At 70.1% G+C, this 19,407-nt stretch carries 19 protein-coding genes and 1 riboswitch; of the genes, 5 read left to right on the top strand and 14 right to left on the bottom strand.

What is annotated here, in order from left to right; translation table 11 throughout:
• Positions 1–28: 28 nt before the first annotated feature.
• From ACIQCY_RS01215 to ACIQCY_RS01185, 7 genes are all read right to left on the bottom strand, one after another.
• A complete protein-coding gene (locus ACIQCY_RS01215) occupies positions 29–1,276 on the bottom strand; it encodes a M23 family metallopeptidase (RefSeq protein WP_400482066.1) in 1,248 nt (415 codons plus the stop codon).
• 3 nt (positions 1,277–1,279) lie between these two features.
• Positions 1,280–1,498: riboswitch (cyclic di-AMP (ydaO/yuaA leader) on the bottom strand.
• Between the two features lie 161 nt (positions 1,499–1,659).
• Entirely contained in the window at positions 1,660–2,712 is a 1,053-nt protein-coding gene (locus ACIQCY_RS01210; protein ID WP_400482065.1) for a siderophore-interacting protein, read from the bottom strand.
• Positions 2,709–3,632, bottom strand: a complete 924-nt coding sequence (locus tag ACIQCY_RS01205) for an ABC transporter ATP-binding protein (protein ID WP_400482064.1) — start codon at positions 3,630–3,632, stop codon at positions 2,709–2,711. The genes ACIQCY_RS01210 and ACIQCY_RS01205 overlap by 4 nt, the downstream gene beginning before the upstream one ends.
• Before the next feature lie 2 nt (positions 3,633–3,634).
• Positions 3,635–4,681 (bottom strand): FecCD family ABC transporter permease, encoded by a 1,047-nt coding sequence (locus ACIQCY_RS01200; protein ID WP_400482425.1) that lies wholly within the window; start codon positions 4,679–4,681, stop codon positions 3,635–3,637.
• 26 nt (positions 4,682–4,707) lie between these two features.
• Positions 4,708–5,775, bottom strand: coding sequence for a FecCD family ABC transporter permease (locus ACIQCY_RS01195; protein ID WP_400482063.1), 1,068 nt, complete (start codon positions 5,773–5,775; stop codon positions 4,708–4,710).
• A 132-nt stretch (positions 5,776–5,907) separates the two neighbouring features.
• Positions 5,908–6,918 (bottom strand): glutathione S-transferase family protein, encoded by a 1,011-nt coding sequence (locus ACIQCY_RS01190; RefSeq protein WP_400482062.1) that lies wholly within the window; start codon positions 6,916–6,918, stop codon positions 5,908–5,910.
• 80 nt (positions 6,919–6,998) lie between these two features.
• Positions 6,999–8,090, bottom strand: a complete 1,092-nt coding sequence (locus ACIQCY_RS01185; RefSeq protein ID WP_400482061.1) for a YihY/virulence factor BrkB family protein — start codon at positions 8,088–8,090, stop codon at positions 6,999–7,001.
• A 149-nt stretch (positions 8,091–8,239) separates the two neighbouring features.
• Between ACIQCY_RS01185 and ACIQCY_RS01180 the strand changes: the two genes are divergently transcribed.
• Positions 8,240–9,322, top strand: coding sequence for an NAD-dependent epimerase/dehydratase family protein (locus ACIQCY_RS01180; protein WP_400482060.1), 1,083 nt, complete (start codon positions 8,240–8,242; stop codon positions 9,320–9,322).
• Positions 9,323–9,336: 14 nt separating this feature from the next.
• On the opposite strand, the gene ACIQCY_RS01175 is transcribed toward ACIQCY_RS01180, so the two are convergent.
• The 3 genes from ACIQCY_RS01175 to ACIQCY_RS01165 form a co-directional block, all read right to left on the bottom strand.
• A complete protein-coding gene (locus tag ACIQCY_RS01175; protein WP_400482059.1) occupies positions 9,337–11,406 on the bottom strand; it encodes an ATP-binding protein in 2,070 nt (689 codons plus the stop codon).
• A gap of 246 nt (positions 11,407–11,652) precedes the next feature.
• Positions 11,653–12,696 (bottom strand): NAD(P)-dependent alcohol dehydrogenase, encoded by a 1,044-nt coding sequence (locus ACIQCY_RS01170; protein ID WP_400482058.1) that lies wholly within the window; start codon positions 12,694–12,696, stop codon positions 11,653–11,655.
• 94 nt (positions 12,697–12,790) lie between these two features.
• Positions 12,791–13,540, bottom strand: a complete 750-nt coding sequence (locus tag ACIQCY_RS01165; RefSeq protein ID WP_400482057.1) for a hypothetical protein — start codon at positions 13,538–13,540, stop codon at positions 12,791–12,793.
• A 163-nt stretch (positions 13,541–13,703) separates the two neighbouring features.
• Here ACIQCY_RS01165 and ACIQCY_RS01160 point away from each other — a divergent pair, with 163 nt between their 5' ends.
• Positions 13,704–15,074 carry a dihydrolipoyl dehydrogenase family protein gene (locus ACIQCY_RS01160; protein WP_400482056.1) on the top strand — a complete coding sequence of 457 codons (1,371 nt, stop codon included), beginning with the start codon at positions 13,704–13,706 and terminating at the stop codon, positions 15,072–15,074.
• A gap of 109 nt (positions 15,075–15,183) precedes the next feature.
• Here the strand turns inward: ACIQCY_RS01160 and ACIQCY_RS01155 are convergent, their stop codons facing one another.
• Complete coding sequence (locus ACIQCY_RS01155) at positions 15,184–15,780, bottom strand: nitroreductase family protein (protein WP_400482055.1); 597 nt, start codon at positions 15,778–15,780, stop codon at positions 15,184–15,186.
• A 93-nt stretch (positions 15,781–15,873) separates the two neighbouring features.
• The gene (locus ACIQCY_RS01150) at positions 15,874–16,548 is read right to left on the bottom strand and encodes a GNAT family N-acetyltransferase (protein WP_400482054.1); all 675 of its coding nucleotides are present in this window, start codon (positions 16,546–16,548) and stop codon (positions 15,874–15,876) included.
• A gap of 225 nt (positions 16,549–16,773) precedes the next feature.
• Between ACIQCY_RS01150 and ACIQCY_RS01145 the strand changes: the two genes are divergently transcribed.
• On the top strand, positions 16,774–17,100 hold the full coding sequence (locus ACIQCY_RS01145; protein WP_400482053.1) for a hypothetical protein: 327 nt from the start codon (positions 16,774–16,776) through the stop codon (positions 17,098–17,100).
• A gap of 29 nt (positions 17,101–17,129) precedes the next feature.
• On the opposite strand, the gene ACIQCY_RS01140 is transcribed toward ACIQCY_RS01145, so the two are convergent.
• A complete protein-coding gene (locus ACIQCY_RS01140; RefSeq protein WP_400482052.1) occupies positions 17,130–18,113 on the bottom strand; it encodes a bile acid:sodium symporter family protein in 984 nt (327 codons plus the stop codon).
• Positions 18,114–18,215: 102 nt separating this feature from the next.
• On the opposite strand from ACIQCY_RS01140, the gene ACIQCY_RS01135 reads away from it, so the two are divergent.
• Positions 18,216–18,575: a hypothetical protein gene (locus ACIQCY_RS01135; RefSeq protein ID WP_400482051.1), complete on the top strand. Its 360-nt coding sequence runs from the start codon at positions 18,216–18,218 to the stop codon at positions 18,573–18,575.
• Between the two features lie 103 nt (positions 18,576–18,678).
• Entirely contained in the window at positions 18,679–18,945 is a 267-nt protein-coding gene (locus tag ACIQCY_RS01130; protein WP_400482050.1) for a DUF6480 family protein, read from the top strand.
• 63 nt (positions 18,946–19,008) lie between these two features.
• Here ACIQCY_RS01130 and ACIQCY_RS01125 read toward each other — a convergent pair whose 3' ends face one another.
• Complete coding sequence (locus ACIQCY_RS01125) at positions 19,009–19,335, bottom strand: PRC-barrel domain-containing protein (protein ID WP_400482049.1); 327 nt, start codon at positions 19,333–19,335, stop codon at positions 19,009–19,011.
• Between the last annotated feature and the right edge of the window lie 72 nt (positions 19,336–19,407).

Genomic DNA, 19,407 nt, shown 5'->3' with positions numbered 1-19,407 from the left:
GAACCGGGACATGCTCACCGCCGGGTAGTCACAGCCAGGGCTGCGGGTCCACCTTCTCGTCATCGACCAGGACCTCGAAGTGCAGGTGGCAGCCGGTGGAGTTGCCCGTGCTGCCAACCGCGCCGATGACGTCGCCACGGTTCACCGTGGCCCCGACCACGACCCCGAGAGCGCTCATGTGGTTGTAGGTGGTCTTCAAGCCGTCACCGTGGTCGATCACGATGCGCTGGCCTCCGCCGTACGCGTGCCAGCCGGAGTCGACGACGGTTCCCGCGTCGGCCGCCCTGATTGGGGTGCCGCACGCGCTGGCGTAGTCCTGGCCGGTGTGGAGTTCGGACCCGTAGCCGCCCAGGGGGTTCACGCGGTACCCGAAGGTCGAGGCGACCACCGGGTTGTCCACAGGAGCACCGAAGGCCTTGCGCTCCTTCGCGGCGGGTGTCAGCGAGGCCGAGAGCGCCCGCGCGTCGGCGATGCTCGGCGCGATCCCCTCGGCGGCCGGACCTGCGCTCTCGAGGGCGAAGATGACCGTGGCCTCCGCCGGCGCGGTGACGGCCGGCGCGATCCCGGAGGCGAGGGCGACACCGTCGGCGCCGGCGGGCGTGGTGGCGGCCGATGGCGCGACGGCCCCCATGAGGAGGCCCGCCGAGGCGAGCACGATACCCGCGGTGGCCGCGTTGTCACGCAACCGTGCCAGCGGCGTCGGCCCTGCGGCTGCGCGGAGGAGCGTCGAGGAGTGGCGGGCTGCGCGCCGTGCGGACCGGGTCTGCGGCCGCGTGTCCAGGTCCGACGCGCGGGCGCTCCGCCGGGTGGGGAGGTCGGGTACGGGGGCTGCCGGCGTGGGCGCGGTGGCCTCGGGCGTCAGCGCAGCGGTGGCCGCCGCGTCGCGCCCGGCCCTCTCCCGCTCGCGAAGTTCACGGCGGGTCCGGTCCGGCGCGGCGTCGAGCCCGTGTGCTGCAGGAGCAGGCACGCCGGGAGCAGGAACCACGAAGGGCGAGGCGGGCAGGACGGGCGCCGTCAGGACGGCCACCGGCAGGGCGGCTACCGGCGCAGGGAGCCGGACGGCGGAGCCGTGCACCGCGGGTGCACCGGGAGCGGCCGGGGATGCCGTGGCGGCAGTCGCAGGAACGGCCGGAGCCGCCGGGTCGGCGGGATGCGACTGGACGCGGAGCGAGCGACGGCTCGGAAGCGGGGCGTGGGCGGAGCGGCGGAGGGCCGACTGGTGGTGCGCGCGCTCGTCGGACGCGCGACGGCGCCCGGACAGGACCGTCTGGGTCAACTGCATACCTCTCTCAGGACGCCCACGAAGTCAGCTGTCGGATTCGAGCAAGAGTGAACTCGGCCCCCTCGGCGCGGGCTCGGACGGCGGCAGGACCGCATCCGAGGCGCGCCGTGCTGAGGGCTTCACCCCGAGGCGGCACGAGCCGCCGGAATGTGGATCCTCCACCCCTGCCACAGGTTGTTCAGGCGGTCCGCTGGCAGGGTTAGGCGTGCGGACCTGGATCACATGGACCAGCTTTGACTGGTCAAACAGTAGGCGAGGACACGCGTAGTTACAATTCCGTTATCCAGCCTGTGGATGATTCGTGCGACACTGCGGTCCGGCATCGGAATCCTGCGGAAAGACGCGGGAAAACCTGAGTTTCGGCCGCCGCCGGTGCTTCAGGAGAGCTCTGCGCGCCCCTTGCGCCAATAGCCCATGAACGCAACCTGCTTCCTGTCCACCCCGACGTCCCGTACGAGGTAGCGACGCAGTCCACGCACCACGGCTGCCTCGCCCGCGATCCACGCGTAGAAGGGCTGGCTGCCCGGGAGGCGCCCGGGATTGACCGTCGATCTCACGATCGCCGCCTCGAGGCGCTGCGGTGTCTCCCAGAGGATGGATCCGTCGATGTCCACGTCCTCGGGCTCGCGTCCCCCCGCAACCGGCTCCGGGCCCGAGAGCGACACCCAGCCCGGAACCCGGACGGCGTCGCGGACGGCCGACTCGAGGAGCTCGCCGTGGCCCCGCCGCCCGCGCACCAGCCAGGTGACGGCGACGGACGACCGCGTCCGGATGTCCTGGATGTCCTGCTCGCCCGGCACCTCGAGGAAGGCATGGCCGCCGATGTCCGCGGGCAGGGCCTCGAGGATCGCGCTGATGGCCGGCACGGCCGTCTCGTCGCCGGCCAGCAGCACGTGCTGCGCGAGTCCCGGGCTCCATTCGATCCCGCCGTAGGCACCCGCCGTCGCGCACTGGGCCGCGGCGGAGTTGGGGCCGATCACGCAGACACGGTCGCCGGGCCGGGCCGCTGCCGCCCACTCCGACGCGGGCCCTCCGCGCCCGTCGGCGTCGAGGTGCATGACGAAGTCGACGTCGATCTCCGGCTGCGGCCCGCCGCAGCGGGACTCACGCACGGTGTAGGTGCGCATGGAGCCGCGCTCCTCCGCCTCCATGCCGAGCCACAGCTGGTACCAGTTCGCCGAGTCGCCGCGCCTCATCATCCCTGCGATGTCGGGGCACTCGCGCCCCGCCGCGGGGATGACGATCTTGATCCGGAGATCGAGGGTGTCCCCCGCCACGCCGAACGCCGCCAGGCAGGTGCCGCCGAAAGTGATGCGGCGGAACGTGGAGCTGAGGTCCTGGACCGCCGTGACGACGACGTCGAATGCCAGCACCATGGGCTCGGTGTCCGCCGTGGTGCGCCGCGCGCTTCGCTGGGTGACTTCGGTCATGATGCTGCCTCCACGTGGGCGGGAACGATGTCCTGCGGGTTGGGTCGGTAGCCCCGGAGCGGCTCGCGGCCGGCCGGGGATGTCGGGGGACGGACGGGCGCGGCGGCACCGTGGTGCCTGCCGATGGGAACCACCATGGGCGTGCCGGACACCGGGTCCTCGATCACGCGGCATGCCAGGTCGAACACGCCCGAGACCGTGTCCTCGGTGACGACGGCGGACGGCGCCCCCTCGGCGACGATCCGGCCGTCCCGCATCGCGATCAGGTGGTCCGCGTAGCGTGCCGCGAGGTTCAGGTCGTGCAGCACCATGACGACGGTCGTCCCGGAGCGCCTGTTGAGGTCGGTGATGAGATCGAGCACCTCGATCTGGTGGGTGACGTCGAGGAACGTGGTCGGCTCGTCGAGCAGCAGGATCCCCGTCTGCTGCGCGAGGGCCATCGCGATCCACACGCGCTGGCGCTGGCCGCCACTCAGCTCGTCGACGCTGCGGTCGGCCAGGGCCAGCGTGTCCGTCGCTTCGAGCGCGTCCGCGACGGCGGCGTCGTCCTCCGGTGTCCACTGCCGGAACCACCCCTGGTGGGGGTACCGCCCGCGCCCTACGAGATCGGCGACGCTGATGCCGTCCGGGGCGAGCGGAGTCTGCGGCAGGAGCCCGAGCACGCGGGCCACGGCCTTCGTGGACTGCGAATGGATGTCCGATCCGTTGAGGACCACCGTGCCGGCGACCGGCTTGAGGAGCCGGGCGAGACCCCGCAGCAGGGTCGACTTGCCGCACGCGTTGGCGCCGACGATCACCGTGACCTTGCCCGCCGGAAGGTCGACGGTGAGGCCGTCGACCACGGTGCGCTCGTCATATGCGAGTGTGAGCCCCGCAGCGGACAGGGTGTCCGGCGCCGTGGGGTCCTGGCGTTCAGCCATGCTCAGCCTCCCTGGCCTGATCGGTTCGCCGTGGCGAGCAGCCACAGCAGGAACGGCGCACCGAGCGCGCCGGTCACCACTCCGACGGGCAGCGACGTCCCGGGAATGAGGTTCGCGGCGACGAAATCCGCCCCGAGGACGATTCCGGCACCCACGAGGGCTGCCATCACGAGCGATGGGCGGTTGCCGAGCAGGCGCCGGGCTATCGGCCCGGACAGGAAGGCGATCGATGCGATGGGCCCGGCCGCAGCGGTGGCGACGGCGGCGAGGGCGACGGCGCTGGACATGAGGCCCAGCCGCGCCGCCTCGACGCGGATGCCGAGGCCGGCGGCGGCGTCGTCGCCGAGTTCGAGTCCCTGCAGGCTGCGGGAGAGGATCGCGGCGGCGGGCAGCAGGACGACGAGGGAGGCGACCAGCACCGTGGCGCGATCCCAGGTGCTCGAGTTCAGCGACCCGTTGAGCCACAGCAGCGCGTCGCTCGCCGTGCGGAGGTCCGCGCGGGTGATGAGGAAGCTCACGAGTGCGTGCATCACCGCCGCGAAGCCGATGCCGACGAGGATCAGCCGGTAACCCGCGACTCCCCCGCGGCGCGAGATGAGGTAGATCGCCGCGGCGACCACCATGGCCCCGATCAGCGCGGAGAAGGACACGGCGGCGCCGGCGGCGCCGAAGAGGACGATCGCCGTCACCGCCGAGGCGCTCGCCCCGTAGCTGATGCCGATGATGTCGGGGCTCGCGAGCGGGTTCCGCAGCATGGTCTGGAAGACGGCTCCCGCGATGCCGAAGGCCATGCCGACCAGGAGCCCGATCATGGCCCGCGGCAGCTTGTTCTCCATCACGATGAAGCTGGCACCCGAGATGTCGGCGCCGCCGAGGATGCGGAAGAAGTCCGGGATGGTCACGGTGTAGGTGCCGAGCAGGATGTTCACGGCGAACAGCACGACGACGACGCCGGCTGCCGCCGCTACGCGTGCGCCGGTGCTCCGGTGGCGCCGGACGCGTGCGGCGGCGAGGCCTGCTGCGGGGCGTGCCGCAGCGCGCGCAGGCATGACGGGGGTGGGATCGACCGACGTGCTCACAGGTGCGCCATCCTGCGCCGCCGGACGAGCCAGACGAAGAAGGGAGCGCCCACGACCGCCGTCATGATGCCGACCTGCACCTCGCCCGGCGGCAGGACCACCCGGCCGATGATGTCCGCTCCGAGCAGCAGAACCGGCCCGAGGAGGGCCGAGAACGGCAGGATCCAGCGGTAGTCGGCACCGACGACGAGGCGCACCATGTGCGGGATGACGAGTCCCACGAAGGCGATCGGCCCGGCTGCGGCGACGGCTGCGCCGCAGAGGACGACCACGCCCAGGGCGGTGATGCCCCGGGCCAGGTTCACGTTCTGGCCGAGGCCGCGGGCGACGTCGTCGCCCAGGGCGAGGCTGTTGAGGACCTTGCCGGTGGAGAGGGTGAGTAGGAGGCCTGCCAGCAGGAAGGGGGCTACGGTGCCGATGACGTCCCAGCCCCGGCCGGAGAGCGTTCCGACCTGCCAGAAACGGAAGGCGTCGAGGGTTTCCTGGCTGGACACGAGGACGGCGTTGGTGAGGCTCCCGAGGCCCGCGGCAAGGGCCGCACCGGCCAGTGCGAGCTTGACCGGCGTCGCGCCTTCCCGTCCGAGGCTCGCGACGGCGTAGACCGCGAGCGCTGCCGCACCCGCACCCGCGAAGGCGAACCAGATGTAGCCGGCGGCGGTGGAGAGTCCGAAGACGTAGATGCCGAGGACCACGGCGAGGGAGGCTCCGGCGTTGATGCCCAGGATCCCCGGATCTGCCAGCGGATTCCGCGCGATCCCCTGCAGGGCGGCCCCTGCCGTTGCCAGCGCCGCCCCGACGAGCAGCCCGATCACGGTCCGCGGTAGGCGTGAGAGGACGACGGCGTGGTCGCCGTTCGAGGGGTCGAAGGCCGTCACGGCGTCGATCACGGTGGCGGGGCCGACCGAGCGGGCACCGATGGTGAGCGACGCGAAGCAGAACACCAGGAGGACGAGGGCGGCCAGGACGAGCTCGGCGAGGGTGCGGGATGCCGGGACCCGGCGGCGTGTGACCGGGCTCGGCACCCCGCCCGGAGCAGGTCGCACCGCGGAGGCCTGGACTGCCATGGTGCCTCCCTCGGACGGTCGATCGGTCTGAGGTAAGGGTAGCCTGCGCTGCTCGCAATTAAGAAACGTCTTTGTTCCCTAATGCCGGTGCGGGAATGGCCGGGCGCAGGCCGGCCGGTACCGCCCTGCCGGCTACTCCGCGGCCGGCGGCGTCCCGTTCCCGAAGGGCCGTCCGCCGAGCGATTCCCGCCCGTGCGGGGTCGTCCAGCCCGCGAGGTCCGGCCCCTTGGGGACGATCTTGGTGGGATTGATGTCCTCGTGCACGATGTAGTAGTGCTGCTTGATCTGCTCGAAGTCGATCGTGTCGCCGAAGCCCGGCGTCTGGAACAGATCGCGCGCATAGCCCCACAGGGCGGGCATCTCCGTCAGTTTGTTCCGGTTGCACTTGAAGTGGCCGTGGTAGACGGGGTCGAACCGGACGAGCGTGGTGAACAGCCGGACATCCGCCTCGGTGATGGCGTCCCCGACGAGGAACCGCTGTGAGGTCAGGCGCTCCTCGAGCCAGTCCAACGCCGCGAAGAGGCGGTCGTAGGCGGCCTCGTACGCTTCCTGCGAGCCTGCGAAGCCGCACCGGTACACGCCGTTGTTCACCTCGGTGAAGACGCGCTTGTTCACGGTGTCGATCTCCTCGCGGAGCGCCTCGGGGTACAGGTCGGGGGCGCCCTCGCGATGGAAGTCCTTCCACTCGCTGGAGAAATCGAGCGTGATCTGGGGGAAGTTGTTCGTCACGACGGCCCCGGTGGTGGTGTCCACGATCGCCGGCACGGTGATGCCCCGGGAATAGTGGGGGTCCCGCTTGAAGAAGGCCTCCTGGAGCCGCTCGATGCCGAGCACAGGGTCCCTGCCGTCCGGATCGAGGTCGAAGGTCCAGGATCGGCTGTCGTGCGTGGGCCCCGGGGTGCCGAGCGAGATCGCGTCCTCCAGCCCGAGGAGGCGCCGCACGATGATGGTGCGGTTGGCCCAGGGACAGGCCCGGGCGGCGATCAGGCGGTAGCGCCCCGCCTCGACCGGGTAGCCGTCGGCGCCGTCGCGCGTGATCCTCGTCTCGATGTACTGCGAGTCCCGCGTGAATTCCTCACCGGAGGTCACGTAGGCCCCCTTGGTGCTGTGCACGGACGAGTCGGGCTGCTGTGGATCGGTCATGCTGCCAGTCTAGGACGGCGGACATGCAGGAGGCCCGGGCGTTGACACGCCCGGGCCTCCTGGTGCAGGGTTCGTGCGGCTCAGCGCCGGGTGGCTTCCCGCCCGTACTTCTCGCGGAGTTCGCGCCCCTCGTTGACGAGCTTGCGGTGCTTCTCGTTCTTCTTGTCCGCGGCCTTGGTGTCGCGGGGCGGAAGCTGGATGCCGTCCTCCGCCTCGATGCCACCCTGGAGTTCACGTCCGCGCTCCATCTCGGCGTCGAACTCCACGCCGAACAGGAGGGAGAGGTTCGCGAGCCAGATCCACAGGAGCAGGACGATCACGCCGGCGATGGCGCCGTAGGTCTTGTCGTAGCTGCCGAAGTTGGCGACGTAGACGGAGAACGCCGCAGTGGTGATCGCAAGGACGATCAGGGCGATGAGGCCGCCCAGGCTCATCCAGCGGAACTTGGGCTGCTTGACGTTCGGTGAGCCGTAGTACAGCACGGCGATCATGAGCACCGCGAAGAACACGATGACGGGCCACTTGGCGATGTTCCAGATGGTGAGGGCCGTACCGCCCAGTCCGATCGTGTTACCGACCGCCTCTGCCACGGGCCCGGAGAGGACGAGCATGAGGCCCATGATGACGATCAGCACGAGGACGACGACGGTGATGAGGAGCATCTGCGGACGGAGCTTGAAGAACCCGCGGCCCTCCTCGACCTCGTAGACCCGGTTCATGGCCCGCGAGAAGGCGTTGACATAGCCCGACGCCGACCAGATGGCGCCGAGGAGGCCGATGACGAACGTGAGTCCGGCCGCCTGGTTGGAGGCGAGGTTCTCGATGGTCGGCTTGATCGTCTCGACCGCATCCGCGGGGGCGAACTGGCCGATGATCTCCAGGACCTGGTCGGTGGTGGCCTGGGCCTGCCCGAACAGTCCCAGGAGGGACAGCAGGGCCAGGATGCCGGGGAAGATCGCGAGGACCGCGTAGTACGTCAGCGCGGCCGCCAGGTCGGTGCACTGGTCCTTGCCGAACTCGTTGAGCGATCGCTTGAACACGTACTTCCAGGCCGGCTTCTTGACGTCCTTCGGATCATCCGGCTTCCGCGGATCGTTCGGATCGGGCGCGGTCTGCGCCTTCTTGGCCGTGTCACTGCGCGGCTCGCTGCTTACCCTGCTGTTATTGCTCACGGATACCTCCCGCTCTTGCCTGTGAATCGGCGGCGCGTGCCCTTGCGGCTGTACGTCTCCTTCAACTGCACCATAAGCTTGCTTAGTAGTCCAGTCTCGATCGGGACGCGCCCGTGTCCGGCACGACCAGCAGGCCTAGGAGTAGAACCATGCGCATAGCAGTCATCGGTGCCACAGGAAATGTCGGCACGGCGGTCCTCTCCCGGCTGCAGCGGGCCGCCCGCGACCGCGAGGCGATACAGCACTCGGGCTACGACACCTCCGGCGGCATGGAGGGCATCTCCATCACCGCGGTCGCCCGCACGGTGCCGGACACGTCGCGCACCCCGTACGACGGCGTCGACTGGCACGCCATCGACATCGGCACCGACGAGGGCAAGGACGCCCTCACGCTCGCCCTGGCCGGGGCCGACGCCGTCGTGCACCTCGCGTGGGCCATCCAGCCGAACCGCGACGAGGCGGCCATGCACAGGACCAACGTGACCGGCACGGCCAACGCGTTGGCGGCGGCGGGGGCAGCCGGAGTCCGCCAGTTCGTCTGCGCATCCTCCGTCGGTGCCTATTCGCCGTCGGGCAAGGACACCCGCAGGGACGAGTCCTGGCCCACGGGTGGCATCCAGTCCTCCCACTACAGCCGGCACAAGGCCGAGCAGGAGCGGCTGCTGGACGCCTTCGAGCAGGACCACCCCGAGATCCCCGTAGCGCGGCTTCGGCCCGGGCTGATCTTCCAGGAGCGGGCCGGCAGCGAAGTGGGCCGCTATTTCCTGGGCCCCCTCGTGCCGAAGATCCTGTTGGGCGGGCTGCCGCTGCCACTGATTCCGATCCCAAAGTCCTTCATCTTCCAGGCCGTGCACGCGGAGGATGTCGCCGACGCCTACTGGCGCGTCGTGGCCCGCCGCGCCTCCGGCGCCTTCAACATCGCCGCCGAGCCGGAACTCACGCCGGAGCGCGTCGCCGACCTGCTGGGCGCCCGCCGCGTACTGGGGTTCCCCGTGCGCCTGCTGCGGTGGCTCGTCGGTGCGAGCTGGGGGCTGGGCCTCCAGCGGACCGACCCGGGCTGGATCGACATGGCCGCGCAGAGCCCCGTCATGGACACCTCGAGGGCCCGGACCGAACTGGGGTGGGAAGCGAAGCACTCGTCGCGTGACGCGATGGCCGAGGTGCTGGCCGGCCTGCGCGAGGGCAAGGGCCACCGAGGCTCACCCAAGCTGTTCCCGCGCTCGGAAGGGTAGAACCGCGCGTCGGGTCAGGGAGCCGGGACCCGGGGGAATTCCTCCGCATCGACCAGCGCAACGCCCTCCGGCAGCTGGTTCGGCGCTCCCGGCAGGCTGACGGTGAACTCCGCCCCGCCCTCCGCCACGTTCCGCACGGTGATGGACCCGCCGTGGCTCTCGACGATACGGCGGCAGATGGCGAGCCCCAGCCCGGTTCCCGTGGCCTGGCCCAGACCGTTCTCGGAGCGGTGGAACTCCTCGAAGACACGCTCGAGGTCCTTCGCCGGGATGCCGATGCCGTTGTCCCGCACGCGCACCAGGGTCCTGCCCGTGGACTCCTCCACGGAAGTGGTGACGGCCACCTCCCCCGTGCCGTCGGTCTTTCCGTACTTCATGGCGTTGCCCACGAGGTTCTCCATGAGCTGCAGGAACAGGCGTTCGTCGGCGTAGACCGGATGGGGCGCACAGACCTCGAAGCGGACTGCGGGAAGCTGCGTCCCGGGCAGTGCCGTCCGCAGGTCGATGATGCCCTCCACGATCCGGGCGACGTCGATCCTCGAGGCCGTCAGCCGCTCCTCCTTGGCCAGGCTGTAGGCCAGGAGGTTGCGGATGAGGGTCCGCATGCGCAGGCTCGCCTGCTGGAGCCGCTCGATGCTCGCCTGCCGCTCGGCGACCGGCAGGTCCGGGTCCTCGAGGAGCTCGAGCCACCCGTCGAACACCGTGAGCGGCGTCAGGAGGTCGTGCGCGACGACGGATGCGAAGCGGCCGAGGTCGCGCTGGTACAGGCGCTCGCCGGTCACGTTGTGCATGACCACGACCGCGCCGCGCTCACCGGGCAGGGGGATGGCGTCGACGGACAGATGGATGACCTCGCCCGACAGGTGCCTGAGGTCGACGTCCATCCGCTCGGTGACCTCCCCCTGCAGGGCGAGCGTCAGCGGGTTGTCTGCCTCCGCCAGGGGTTCGCCGCCGGGCGTGACCACTTCGTAGTCGCGCCGCCACACCTCGCCGGGACGGGCTGTTCCCTCGCCCAGCCATCGCTCGCTCGTCTCGTTCTGGAAGATCAGGCGCCGGTCCGGACCGGCGACCAGGACGCCGTCGTTCATCTTGCCGATCACGAGGTCCCGGAGGTCCGCTGCGGCCTTCGCCTCCTCGTTGGCGCGGTAGAGGCTGTCGATCAGGCGGCGTCGCTCGTCCATGCTGAGGGCGAGGACCGCCGAGAGTGAGAACGCGATGAACATGAAGGACTGCGCTACGTACGCGGCGACATTCGCGCCGAGTTCCTGGAACGGCCCCAGGCCGGCGAGGGTGAAGAAGAGGAGGAAGGCGCCGCTCACCAGCCCGTGCAGCATGGCCCACCCCGCCCGGAGCCGGAGTCCGGCCCACATGTGGGCGGGAATCGTGGTGTAGGCGATCGGCAGGGCCGCGACGGCACCGAACGTGGCGACGTAGAGGATGACGGAGACCAGGGCCAGGAGCGCGTACTCGGCCCGGCGTGCCACGGTCAGGGGCGGTCGGTGCTCGCCGTTCGCGCGGGCCACGATGCCCGAAGCGATCACGATGCCGAGCGAGCCGAGCGCCGCCAGGGACACCGCGTGGCGGACCAGCCAGGGGATGAAGGCCGAGAACGGCTCGGCGGAGCCGTTGATGGCGCTGCCCGTGACGATGAACAGCGCCCCCACCGAACACGCTCCGAGGGCCACCACACCGAGCAGGAGGTAGTCCCCCACGGTCTGCACGCGCAGGGCCGGGACGAGCCGCCGGAAGAAGTACACGGCGACGGACGTCTGGACGACGCTGCCCACGGCCACCGCCAGGCCGAGCGTCGGGCTGAGGCCGGTGACGATGTTGACCACGGCCAGGATGGGCAGCGCGGCGGCGAGTGCGACGACGAAGTCCCGCCTCGCCCGCGAGGCCCAGAGCCCCCACAGGAAATGGATGCCGGCAGCGGGCCAGACCAGGGCGAGCCCTGATGCCTCGAGGTTGGTGTTGCGTCCGAAAATGGCGGCCAGGGCCAGCAGCACGGCGAACACCACGTGCATCGACGCAGGAGACAGCGCTGCCAGCCTCCCCATGACCGCCTGCATCCGCCCCTCGCCCATGCCACTACCTGTTCAGAGAATTCATGTCCTACCGCGGCCGGACCAGGACCGGCGAGCGTAGCCGGAAAAGGCCACCGTGGCACACAGCTTACTTGCTGCCGCACCTTCCCGTGTTCCACCGGCGGGAGCCTCCCTGCCGAGTGGTCCGTGCCGTGCGCCGGACGGCGCGGCAGGCCCCGGTCCTGCACCGGGGACTGCACGGGCGGGGCCTCCGGCGTGGGCGCCCGCCCGCGTCCGGTCCCGGTCCTAGCCGAGGGTGGCCGTGTCGATCACGAAGCGGTAGCGCACGTCGGAGGACAGCACGCGCTCATAGGCCTCGTTGATGGCATCGGCGGAGATGACTTCGATCTCGGGTGCGATCCCGTGCTCGGCGCAGAAGTCCAGCATCTCCTGCGTCTCGCGGATGCTGCCGATACCGGATCCCGCGAAGGAACGCCGCTGGTTGAACAGCGTGAACACGTGCAGCGGCAGGGGATCCGCAGGAGCGCCCACGTTGACCATGGTCCCGTTGAGCCCGAGGAGGGAGAGGTACGCGTCCAGGTCGATCTTCGCACTCACCGTGTTGATGATGAGGTCGAAGGTGTTGGCGAGCTGCTTGAACGTGTCGGGGTCGCTCGTGGCGTAGTAGTGCTCGGCCCCGAAGCGCGTGCCGTCGTCCTGCTTGCTCAGCGTCTGGGACAGCACGGTGACCTCGGCGCCCATGGCGTGGGCGATCTTCACCGCCATGTGACCGAGGCCGCCGAGTCCGACGACCGCGACCTTCTTCCCCGGTCCCGCGTTCCAGTGCGCGAGGGGCGAGTAGGTGGTGATGCCCGCGCAGAGCAGTGGGGCCGCAGCCTCGTAGGGGATGCTCTCCGGGACGGACAGCACGAAGTCCTCGACGACCACGATGTGGGTCGAGTATCCACCCTGGGTGATCGATCCGTCGCGGTCCACACCGGCGTAGGTACCGGTGTTGCCGTTCAGGCAGTACTGCTCCTCGCCCTGCTTGCAGTTGGCGCATTCGCGGCAGGAGTCGACCATGCAGCCGACCCCGACGCGGTCGCCGACCCTGTGGAGCGTGACCTCGTGCCCGGTCTCCTCGACGACGCCGACGATCTCGTGGCCGACCGTCAGCGGGTATTGCTGCGGTCCCCACTCGCCGCGGACGGTGTGGATGTCGGAGTGGCAGACGCCGGCGTACGCGATCTTGATCAGCACGTCCTTCGGTCCGACGTCGCGCCGCTCGATGGTCGTGGGGACCAGCGGGTCCGTGGCGGACGGCGCTGCATAGGCCTTGACGGTCTTCATGGGGTTTCTCCTGGAGGATCGTGGGGGTCGGCGGGCGGGATCGCCCGCCGTGGTCTCGGTGTGGGTCAGTGCTTCTCTGCGGGATGCGCAGGGCTCAGCGCTTCCGCCCCAGCGACAGCCAGGTCCGGGCCTCGGACGCCGATCCGAAGAACCTCGTGGGGTAGGGCGGGTTGTGGAGCTGCTTGTAGTAGGTAGCGACCAGGCGGTCCCCCTCGGCCCCGACGATCGCGAGCGCCGCCACGTCCAACTGCCACGCGAAGACCTCCAGTGCTTCGGACGCCAGCGAGACCATGTTGTTGTTGAGCGCGAGCATGGGCGGACACGTCGAGGGGTTCTGGACGGCGGCGGCCGCGACGAGCGCCTCGGCCACCGCGGTGGTCACGCTGGCACCGGGATCCCACTCCACCGTGAAGATGCCGTCCTCCATCCAGGCCCGGAAGGGCAGCGGTTCCTCGGGCTCCCTGCTGGTGGTCTCGCCCGCATCGGACCGGCCCGTCAGCCACGCGATCGCATCGGCCTCGTCGGTGAAGTAGCGGCTCGGCGTCGCGGAGCGGTAGTTGAACGCCGTGAGCACCTTGCCGACCTCGTCGACTCCCACCACTCCGGTCCGCAGTGAGCACGTGTCCTCGATGAGCAACTGCCGGGCGTCCAGGGTGATGGCGTCGACCAGGCCGATGTTCACCAGCAGCGGCCGCCTGCCCGCCGTCGACGCGGCCGTCACCGCCGCCGTCGTCGAGCGCACGTCGGCCCCACCTATCGTGACCCCCGCTGCCCATCGCAGGCGCAGGAACGCGCCGTCGTCGGTCAGTGTGTAGCGAGGCTGCTCCCCGACGTCCCCAGCCATCTGCATCCATTCGTGTCGACCCTGAAGTCCGATCCTAGGCGCAGGACCGTCCCGGCGATAGCTCCGATAGGTCCGGCAGCTCCGGTGGGCCGCCTCGTTGTGGCTCCGGCGGCATCCGGTGGAGGATGGGACCGACCACCCCTGACGACCCAAGGAGCTATGCATGGACTACACGTTCGATGTCCTCGTCATCGGAGGTGGGCCCGCCGGCATGGCGGCCGCCACGCGCGCCGCCGAACTCGGGGCGCGCACCGCCGTCGTGGAGCGCTCGGCACTCGGTGGCACCTGCGTGAACTCGGGCTGCGTTCCCACCCGCGTCCTCGCGAAGACCGCCCGCCTGTTCCGGGAGGTTCGCACCGCGTACGACTACGGGATCGTCGTGGACGAGCCGTCCGTCGACTGGGACAAGACCGTGCAGAGGGTGCACGCCACCGTCGCGCGGGTCCTCGATGCCAAGGGCTACGGCCCCACGATGGAGCGGCTGGGCATCGAACTGATCGAGGGCGACGCCGAGCTCACGGGCGAGCACGGCGTCCTGGTCGACGGTCGCGAGGTCACCGCAGCCTCGATCATCCTGTGCATCGGGGGAAGCGGCCGGCGCCTGCCGATCGAGGGCGCCGAGCACGCCGTGCTGCCCCATGAAGTGCTGAGCCTCGCGAGCCTGCCGGGCACCGTGGCGATCATCGGCGGCGGACACACGGGTGCCCAGATGACCACCATCTTCGACGCGCTGGGGTCGGAGGTCCTGCTGCTCGACGTCGCTCCGCGCATCCTGATGACCGAGGACGAGGACGTCGCCGCGGCAGTCACCGCGAGTTTCACCGGCAAGGGCATCCAGGTGGAGACCGGTATCGGCGGTATCGACGGGATCCGGGCGGAGGGCGAAGGCCTCATCCTCACCTGGCAGCGGGACGGCGAGCCGGCGTCCAGGTCCGTCGACGCCGTCGTCATGGCCGCGGGCTGGCCGGCGAACCTCGCCGGCCTGGGCCTCGAGGCGGCCGGCATCCGGACCGCCCGCTCCTTCATCCCCGTGGACGAGTACCTGCGCTCCAACGTCCCGCACGTCTACGTGGCGGGCGACGCCAACGGCAGCAGCATGCTGGTCCAGGCGGCAGTCTTCGAGGGCGAGACCGCGGCCGAGAACGCCGTGCTCGGTGCCACGCGCACCACTCCGCACCACCTGCTGCCCGAAGGCGGCTTCACCGACCCGGACTACGCGGGCGTCGGGCTCACCGAGGCCAAGGCGCGGGAGCGTGACGCCGAGTGCCACGCGGTGACGGTGCCCTACGCCGTCGTCGAGCGGCCGATCATCGACGACCGCGAACAGGGCTTCCTCAAACTCGTGGTCGACCGGCGGCGCGAACTGATCCTCGGCGCGCACGCGGTCGGCGAGAATGCGGTCGAGGTCATCACCGCCGTGGCGTCGGCCATGGCAGCGGGCACGGACCTCGCGACCCTCGCCCGCGTCAAGTTCGCCTATCCCACCTACAGTGCGGTCATCGGGCACGCGGCACGGGCCGCCCTGCGCGCCTAGGCGGCAACGCGACGGCCCGGGCCCCCGGCAGCACGCCCGAGGGAGCTGCCGGGACAGCGGGGTGCCGCCCGCCGGGACGGCTCGACCGTCCCGGTGGCAGCGCCGGCGCCTAGCTGCGCAGCAGCACCAGTTCCGCCAGGGGAAGGCGTGTGCGCGGCGCGGTCTCCCGCTCCGCCAGGGCCTCCGGGAGCCTGTCCGCCTCGGCAACGGTGCCCACAGCCGTGACGGTCATGGGCACCATGTTCTCCGGGAGGTCGAACGCCGCGACGAGCTTCTCCCACTCGACGCCCGCCATCTGGTGGGTGGCGAGGCCTTCTGCTTCCGCCTGGATGGTCAGGTGTGCCACGGCCTGCCCGAGGTCGTACTGCGCGTAGGGGCGCACGTCCCCCTCGACGCTGGAGGTCTCGGCGATCCCGATGATCAGGGCCGAGGCCGTGTGGGCCCAGGCGGCGTTGAATCCCACGAGGGCCGAGACGATCGTGTCGAACGCATGCGTTCCCCGCCGGGCGACGATGAACCGGCGGGGCTGGTTGTTGCTCGCCGACGGCGCCCAGCGTGCTGCCTCGAGCAGCGCATCGAGCTGGGCATCCGCGATGGTCGCCTCGGGATCGAAGGACCGCGGGCTCCAGCGCCTGGCCAGTTCACTGATGATGGGGACGCTGGTCTCGGCGGTGCGGAGGGTTGTCGTGGCAGGGCTGAGCGGCATGGAGTGCTCCTGTGCTTGATCCGTCTGTCGGCGCATCGTCGAGCCTCGTGATGCGACAACAACGAACCCTCCGTCGGCATTCCGGCTGCCGGACTAGCCGCGGGGTACCGATGCCGCAGCGGGAGGAAGCCGGCCCGGCATGCGCGCCAGAGTGCGGTACTGCGGATTCCGGTCCAGGAACGTGTCGGCCACCGGACATGCCGGCACCACGGTGAGGCGACGCTTGTGGGCGTTCAGCACGGCCCTGCGCATCAGTACCCGCTCGAGGCCACGCCCCTCGAACCCGGGCAGCTCGACCAGCGCTCTCAGGGTGAGGTGACCGCCCAGCAGGGAGTACTTGATGTACGCCGCCAGGGAACCGTCGAGGTACAGCTCGAAGCGCGAGTTGTAGGGCGAGTCCTTGAAGACGTCCCGGACGCCCGCACCCCCACGAGCGGCTGACCGGCGTGCACGGAGTTCGATCTCGGTGACGGCTGCGCTGTAGCGATCGGAGGCGTGCACCGGTGGGTGGTCGGAGTCCAGGAGGCGGAACGTCCTGTTCGCCATGACGCGGAGATCGGCCAGCGAGAGGGAGGCCATGTCCGGGGTGTCGGCGGCGGAAGCCATCCACTGCGCGTCGCGCTCCCGCTGGGTGGGAGGCACGTCGGTGGGAGGCACGTCGGCGGATGGTTCGTGTTCCGTGTCGAAGCCGGCGAGGAGCCGGTCCGCGGGAACCGATGCGGGAAGGCCGCCGATCGGGCGGGCGGGATCGGTCAGGAGTTCTGTCATGGGGAGTCCGATGATGGTCAGGAACCGAAGCCTGCTACTAGACCGTGGTTCGAGGAACACTAGCCGGTGCCACCCCCAGAAGATCCGAGCGACGATGCAGTCCACCCGCCGGGGCCCCGAGGCACGTCGCGGCCCTGCGGCACCCGATGGACCCTTCCCGAAAATAGAACATGTGTTCTATCCTCGAAGAAGGTGATCAGCAGGCAGACCGAAGGACGAGCGGGCATGACAGCACAGGCCATCCACGCAGGCAACGGAGAAGAGCGGGCCCTTGATGAGCCCGCCGCGGTCCGCTTCACACCGACCGGCGCGCCACTCGCCCTCCGGTGGCGTGGCACCATCTGGCAGGCCGTCGGGGATCCCCACCGGTGGTCCGCGGCGACAGGCCGGCTCCCGGATGCGGGCGGAGCGCAGGCCCGGGGTACGACGTCGTGCGCCTGGCGTTTCGCGGCACAGACCGGGCCCGCTTCCCCCGTCCTGGAGTTCGGGATCGCCTTCGACGCGCGGCGCGACGAATGGCGGCTGCTCAGCGTGGGCGGCGCACCTGCCTGAGGCGGCTCGTGGCAGCCGGCGGATCCGCGTCAGCGGCCGGCAACGCCCGCAGGAGTACCTGTGCGTGCGTCGCGACGGCGCCAGTACGCGGCCAGCGCCGCCCCGGACACGTTGTGCCACACCGAGAAGATCGCCCCCGGCAGCGCGGCCTCCGGCGTCAGGTAGGTCCGTGCGAGGCCGGCAGCGAGGCCGGAGTTCTGCATGCCCACCTCGATCGCCGTCGTCCTCCTCGCCGCGGTGGGCAGGCCGAACAGGCGTGCAGCGCCATAGCCCAGTGCATAGCCTAGGCCGTTGTGCAGGATCACCGCGGCGAAGACCAGCAGCCCGGCGGAGAAGATGATGCCGGCGCTGCCCGAGACCACTGCGATCACGACGACGGTGATGGCCGCGACCGAGATCCACGGCAGTGCCGGGAGGATCCGCTCGACCACACGGGGAAGGAAGTACCGGACGGCCAGTCCGATGATGACCGGGATCAGCACGATCTGGAGTATCGACAGGCCGATGGCGGTCGCGTCGACGGGCATGTACTGCCCGGCGAGCCACAGGGTGAGCACAGGCGTCAGGATCGGGGCCAGGATCGTGGATACCGAGGTCATCGCCACGGACAGTGCGACGTCTCCCCGGGCGAGGTAGGACACGACGTTCGAGGCGGTCCCTCCGGGGCAGCACCCGACCAGGATGACCCCGGCCGCGAGCGCCGGGGGAAGCCCGAGGGCCATCGAGACGCCCCAGCCCAGCAGCGGCATGACGGCGAACTGCGCCACCACTCCGATCACCACGGGAATGGGCCTCTTCCCGATGAGGGCGAAATCCGCCGGCCTGAGCGTCAGACCCATCCCGAACATGATGACCCCGAGCAACGGATTGATCAGTGGAGCCAGCCCGGCGAAGGTGCCCGGCGTGAGGACCGCGACCAGTCCGCCGGCCAGGATCAGGAGCGGGAACAGGGTCACCGCGACCCTCGCACTGCGTTCTTCCGCGGCCCGGGGTTCGGACGTCTCTTTGCGCATTGTTAACCGAATATCACGTATCACCCCATGTGGCCCACTGCTAAAGTTGCTCTCACCCGAAAGCAAGGGTACTGATTTCCTCACTGACGGCAAGGGAAGACGATGGCGACCACCGACAGGAAATTCACCGCTACCGAGGAGTCCACCAGCAAGCATCCCCATGACTGGGGGCGCGCCATGGCGGTGACCATCTGCCGCCTCACGGACATGGCGAGGCAGGCGGGCGACCCGGTGCACCACGAGGCGCTGATCGGCGAGGACCTCCACCTCTTCGTCGAGGAGACCGAGGAGGGCGTCGCCATCACGATGTCCTGGACTCCCCGCGAACAGGGCGCACTGCCACCGGCGGGTACCACCGGGGCGGCTGAGCCAGGCGCAGCCGACGACGCCGGAGCCGGGCACAGCGCGGCCGGCCAGGGATTCGACCCGACCGGCGGGAGCACGGCCGGCCTCGGTCAGTAACCCCGAGGCACCGCCCCTGTACAGCTCAACCGTAGGTAAGCATGCTTAGTGTTCGCGGAGTAGGGTGGATCAGGATCGCCCGACCAACGACGCGGAGGACAGCATGAGTGAACGCCCGGACCCCTCGAATGCAGGGAATCCCGACCCGGTGGAGAACCACATCACCGGCCTGGAGCCCGGCGGCGGCGTGCCCCCCGGGGAGACACCGCCTGCGGAATCGAGCACAGCCTGGCAGCAGCAGGGCCACGCGGACGAGGAAAAGCCGTCCAAAGGACGGCAGGCGCTCTGGATCACCGTGATCGGCATCGTGGTCCTCCTGGCGCTGCTCTACTTCGTCGGCTACATCGTCGGAATCATCGACCTGTTCTGAGCATCCCACCGATGGCAGGAGCCCCGTCCGCATCAGCGGGCGGGGCTCCTGTCATGACGCGCCCTAGGAGGACACGGCCTCGTCGCGCAACCGGTAGTAGTCGATGAGCGCCGACTCCTCCTGCGCGGAGAGCTCCAGGCCGCTGGCCGCATGCGGCGCGTCGGCGATCTCGTCCTTCGACCATGCCAGGTGGAGCGCGTCACCCTCGAAGCGCGAGTTGGCGAGGGGGACGTAGTGCTTGCGCGAGTTCAGCAGTCCGAGCGACACCGTGACCCACGCGGGAATACCGGATTCCTTCTCGAGGTGGACGTCGTTCACGTCTCCGAGCTTCTTGCCCTTGCTGTCCCAGGCCGTTGCCGCCTGGAGCTTGTTGATTTCCGCCTGGGCCATCGGGGTTCCTTTCGTCGGACGAGTCGGTTCGCCTCCCATTCCAGCCGAGATACGGCCGAAGGGCAATCGGCG

Source organism: Arthrobacter sp. NPDC092385, from assembly GCF_044755105.1.
In the GTDB taxonomy this organism is placed as follows: domain Bacteria; phylum Actinomycetota; class Actinomycetes; order Actinomycetales; family Micrococcaceae; genus Arthrobacter_D.
This window is presented reverse-complemented; position numbering and strand designations above follow the sequence as displayed.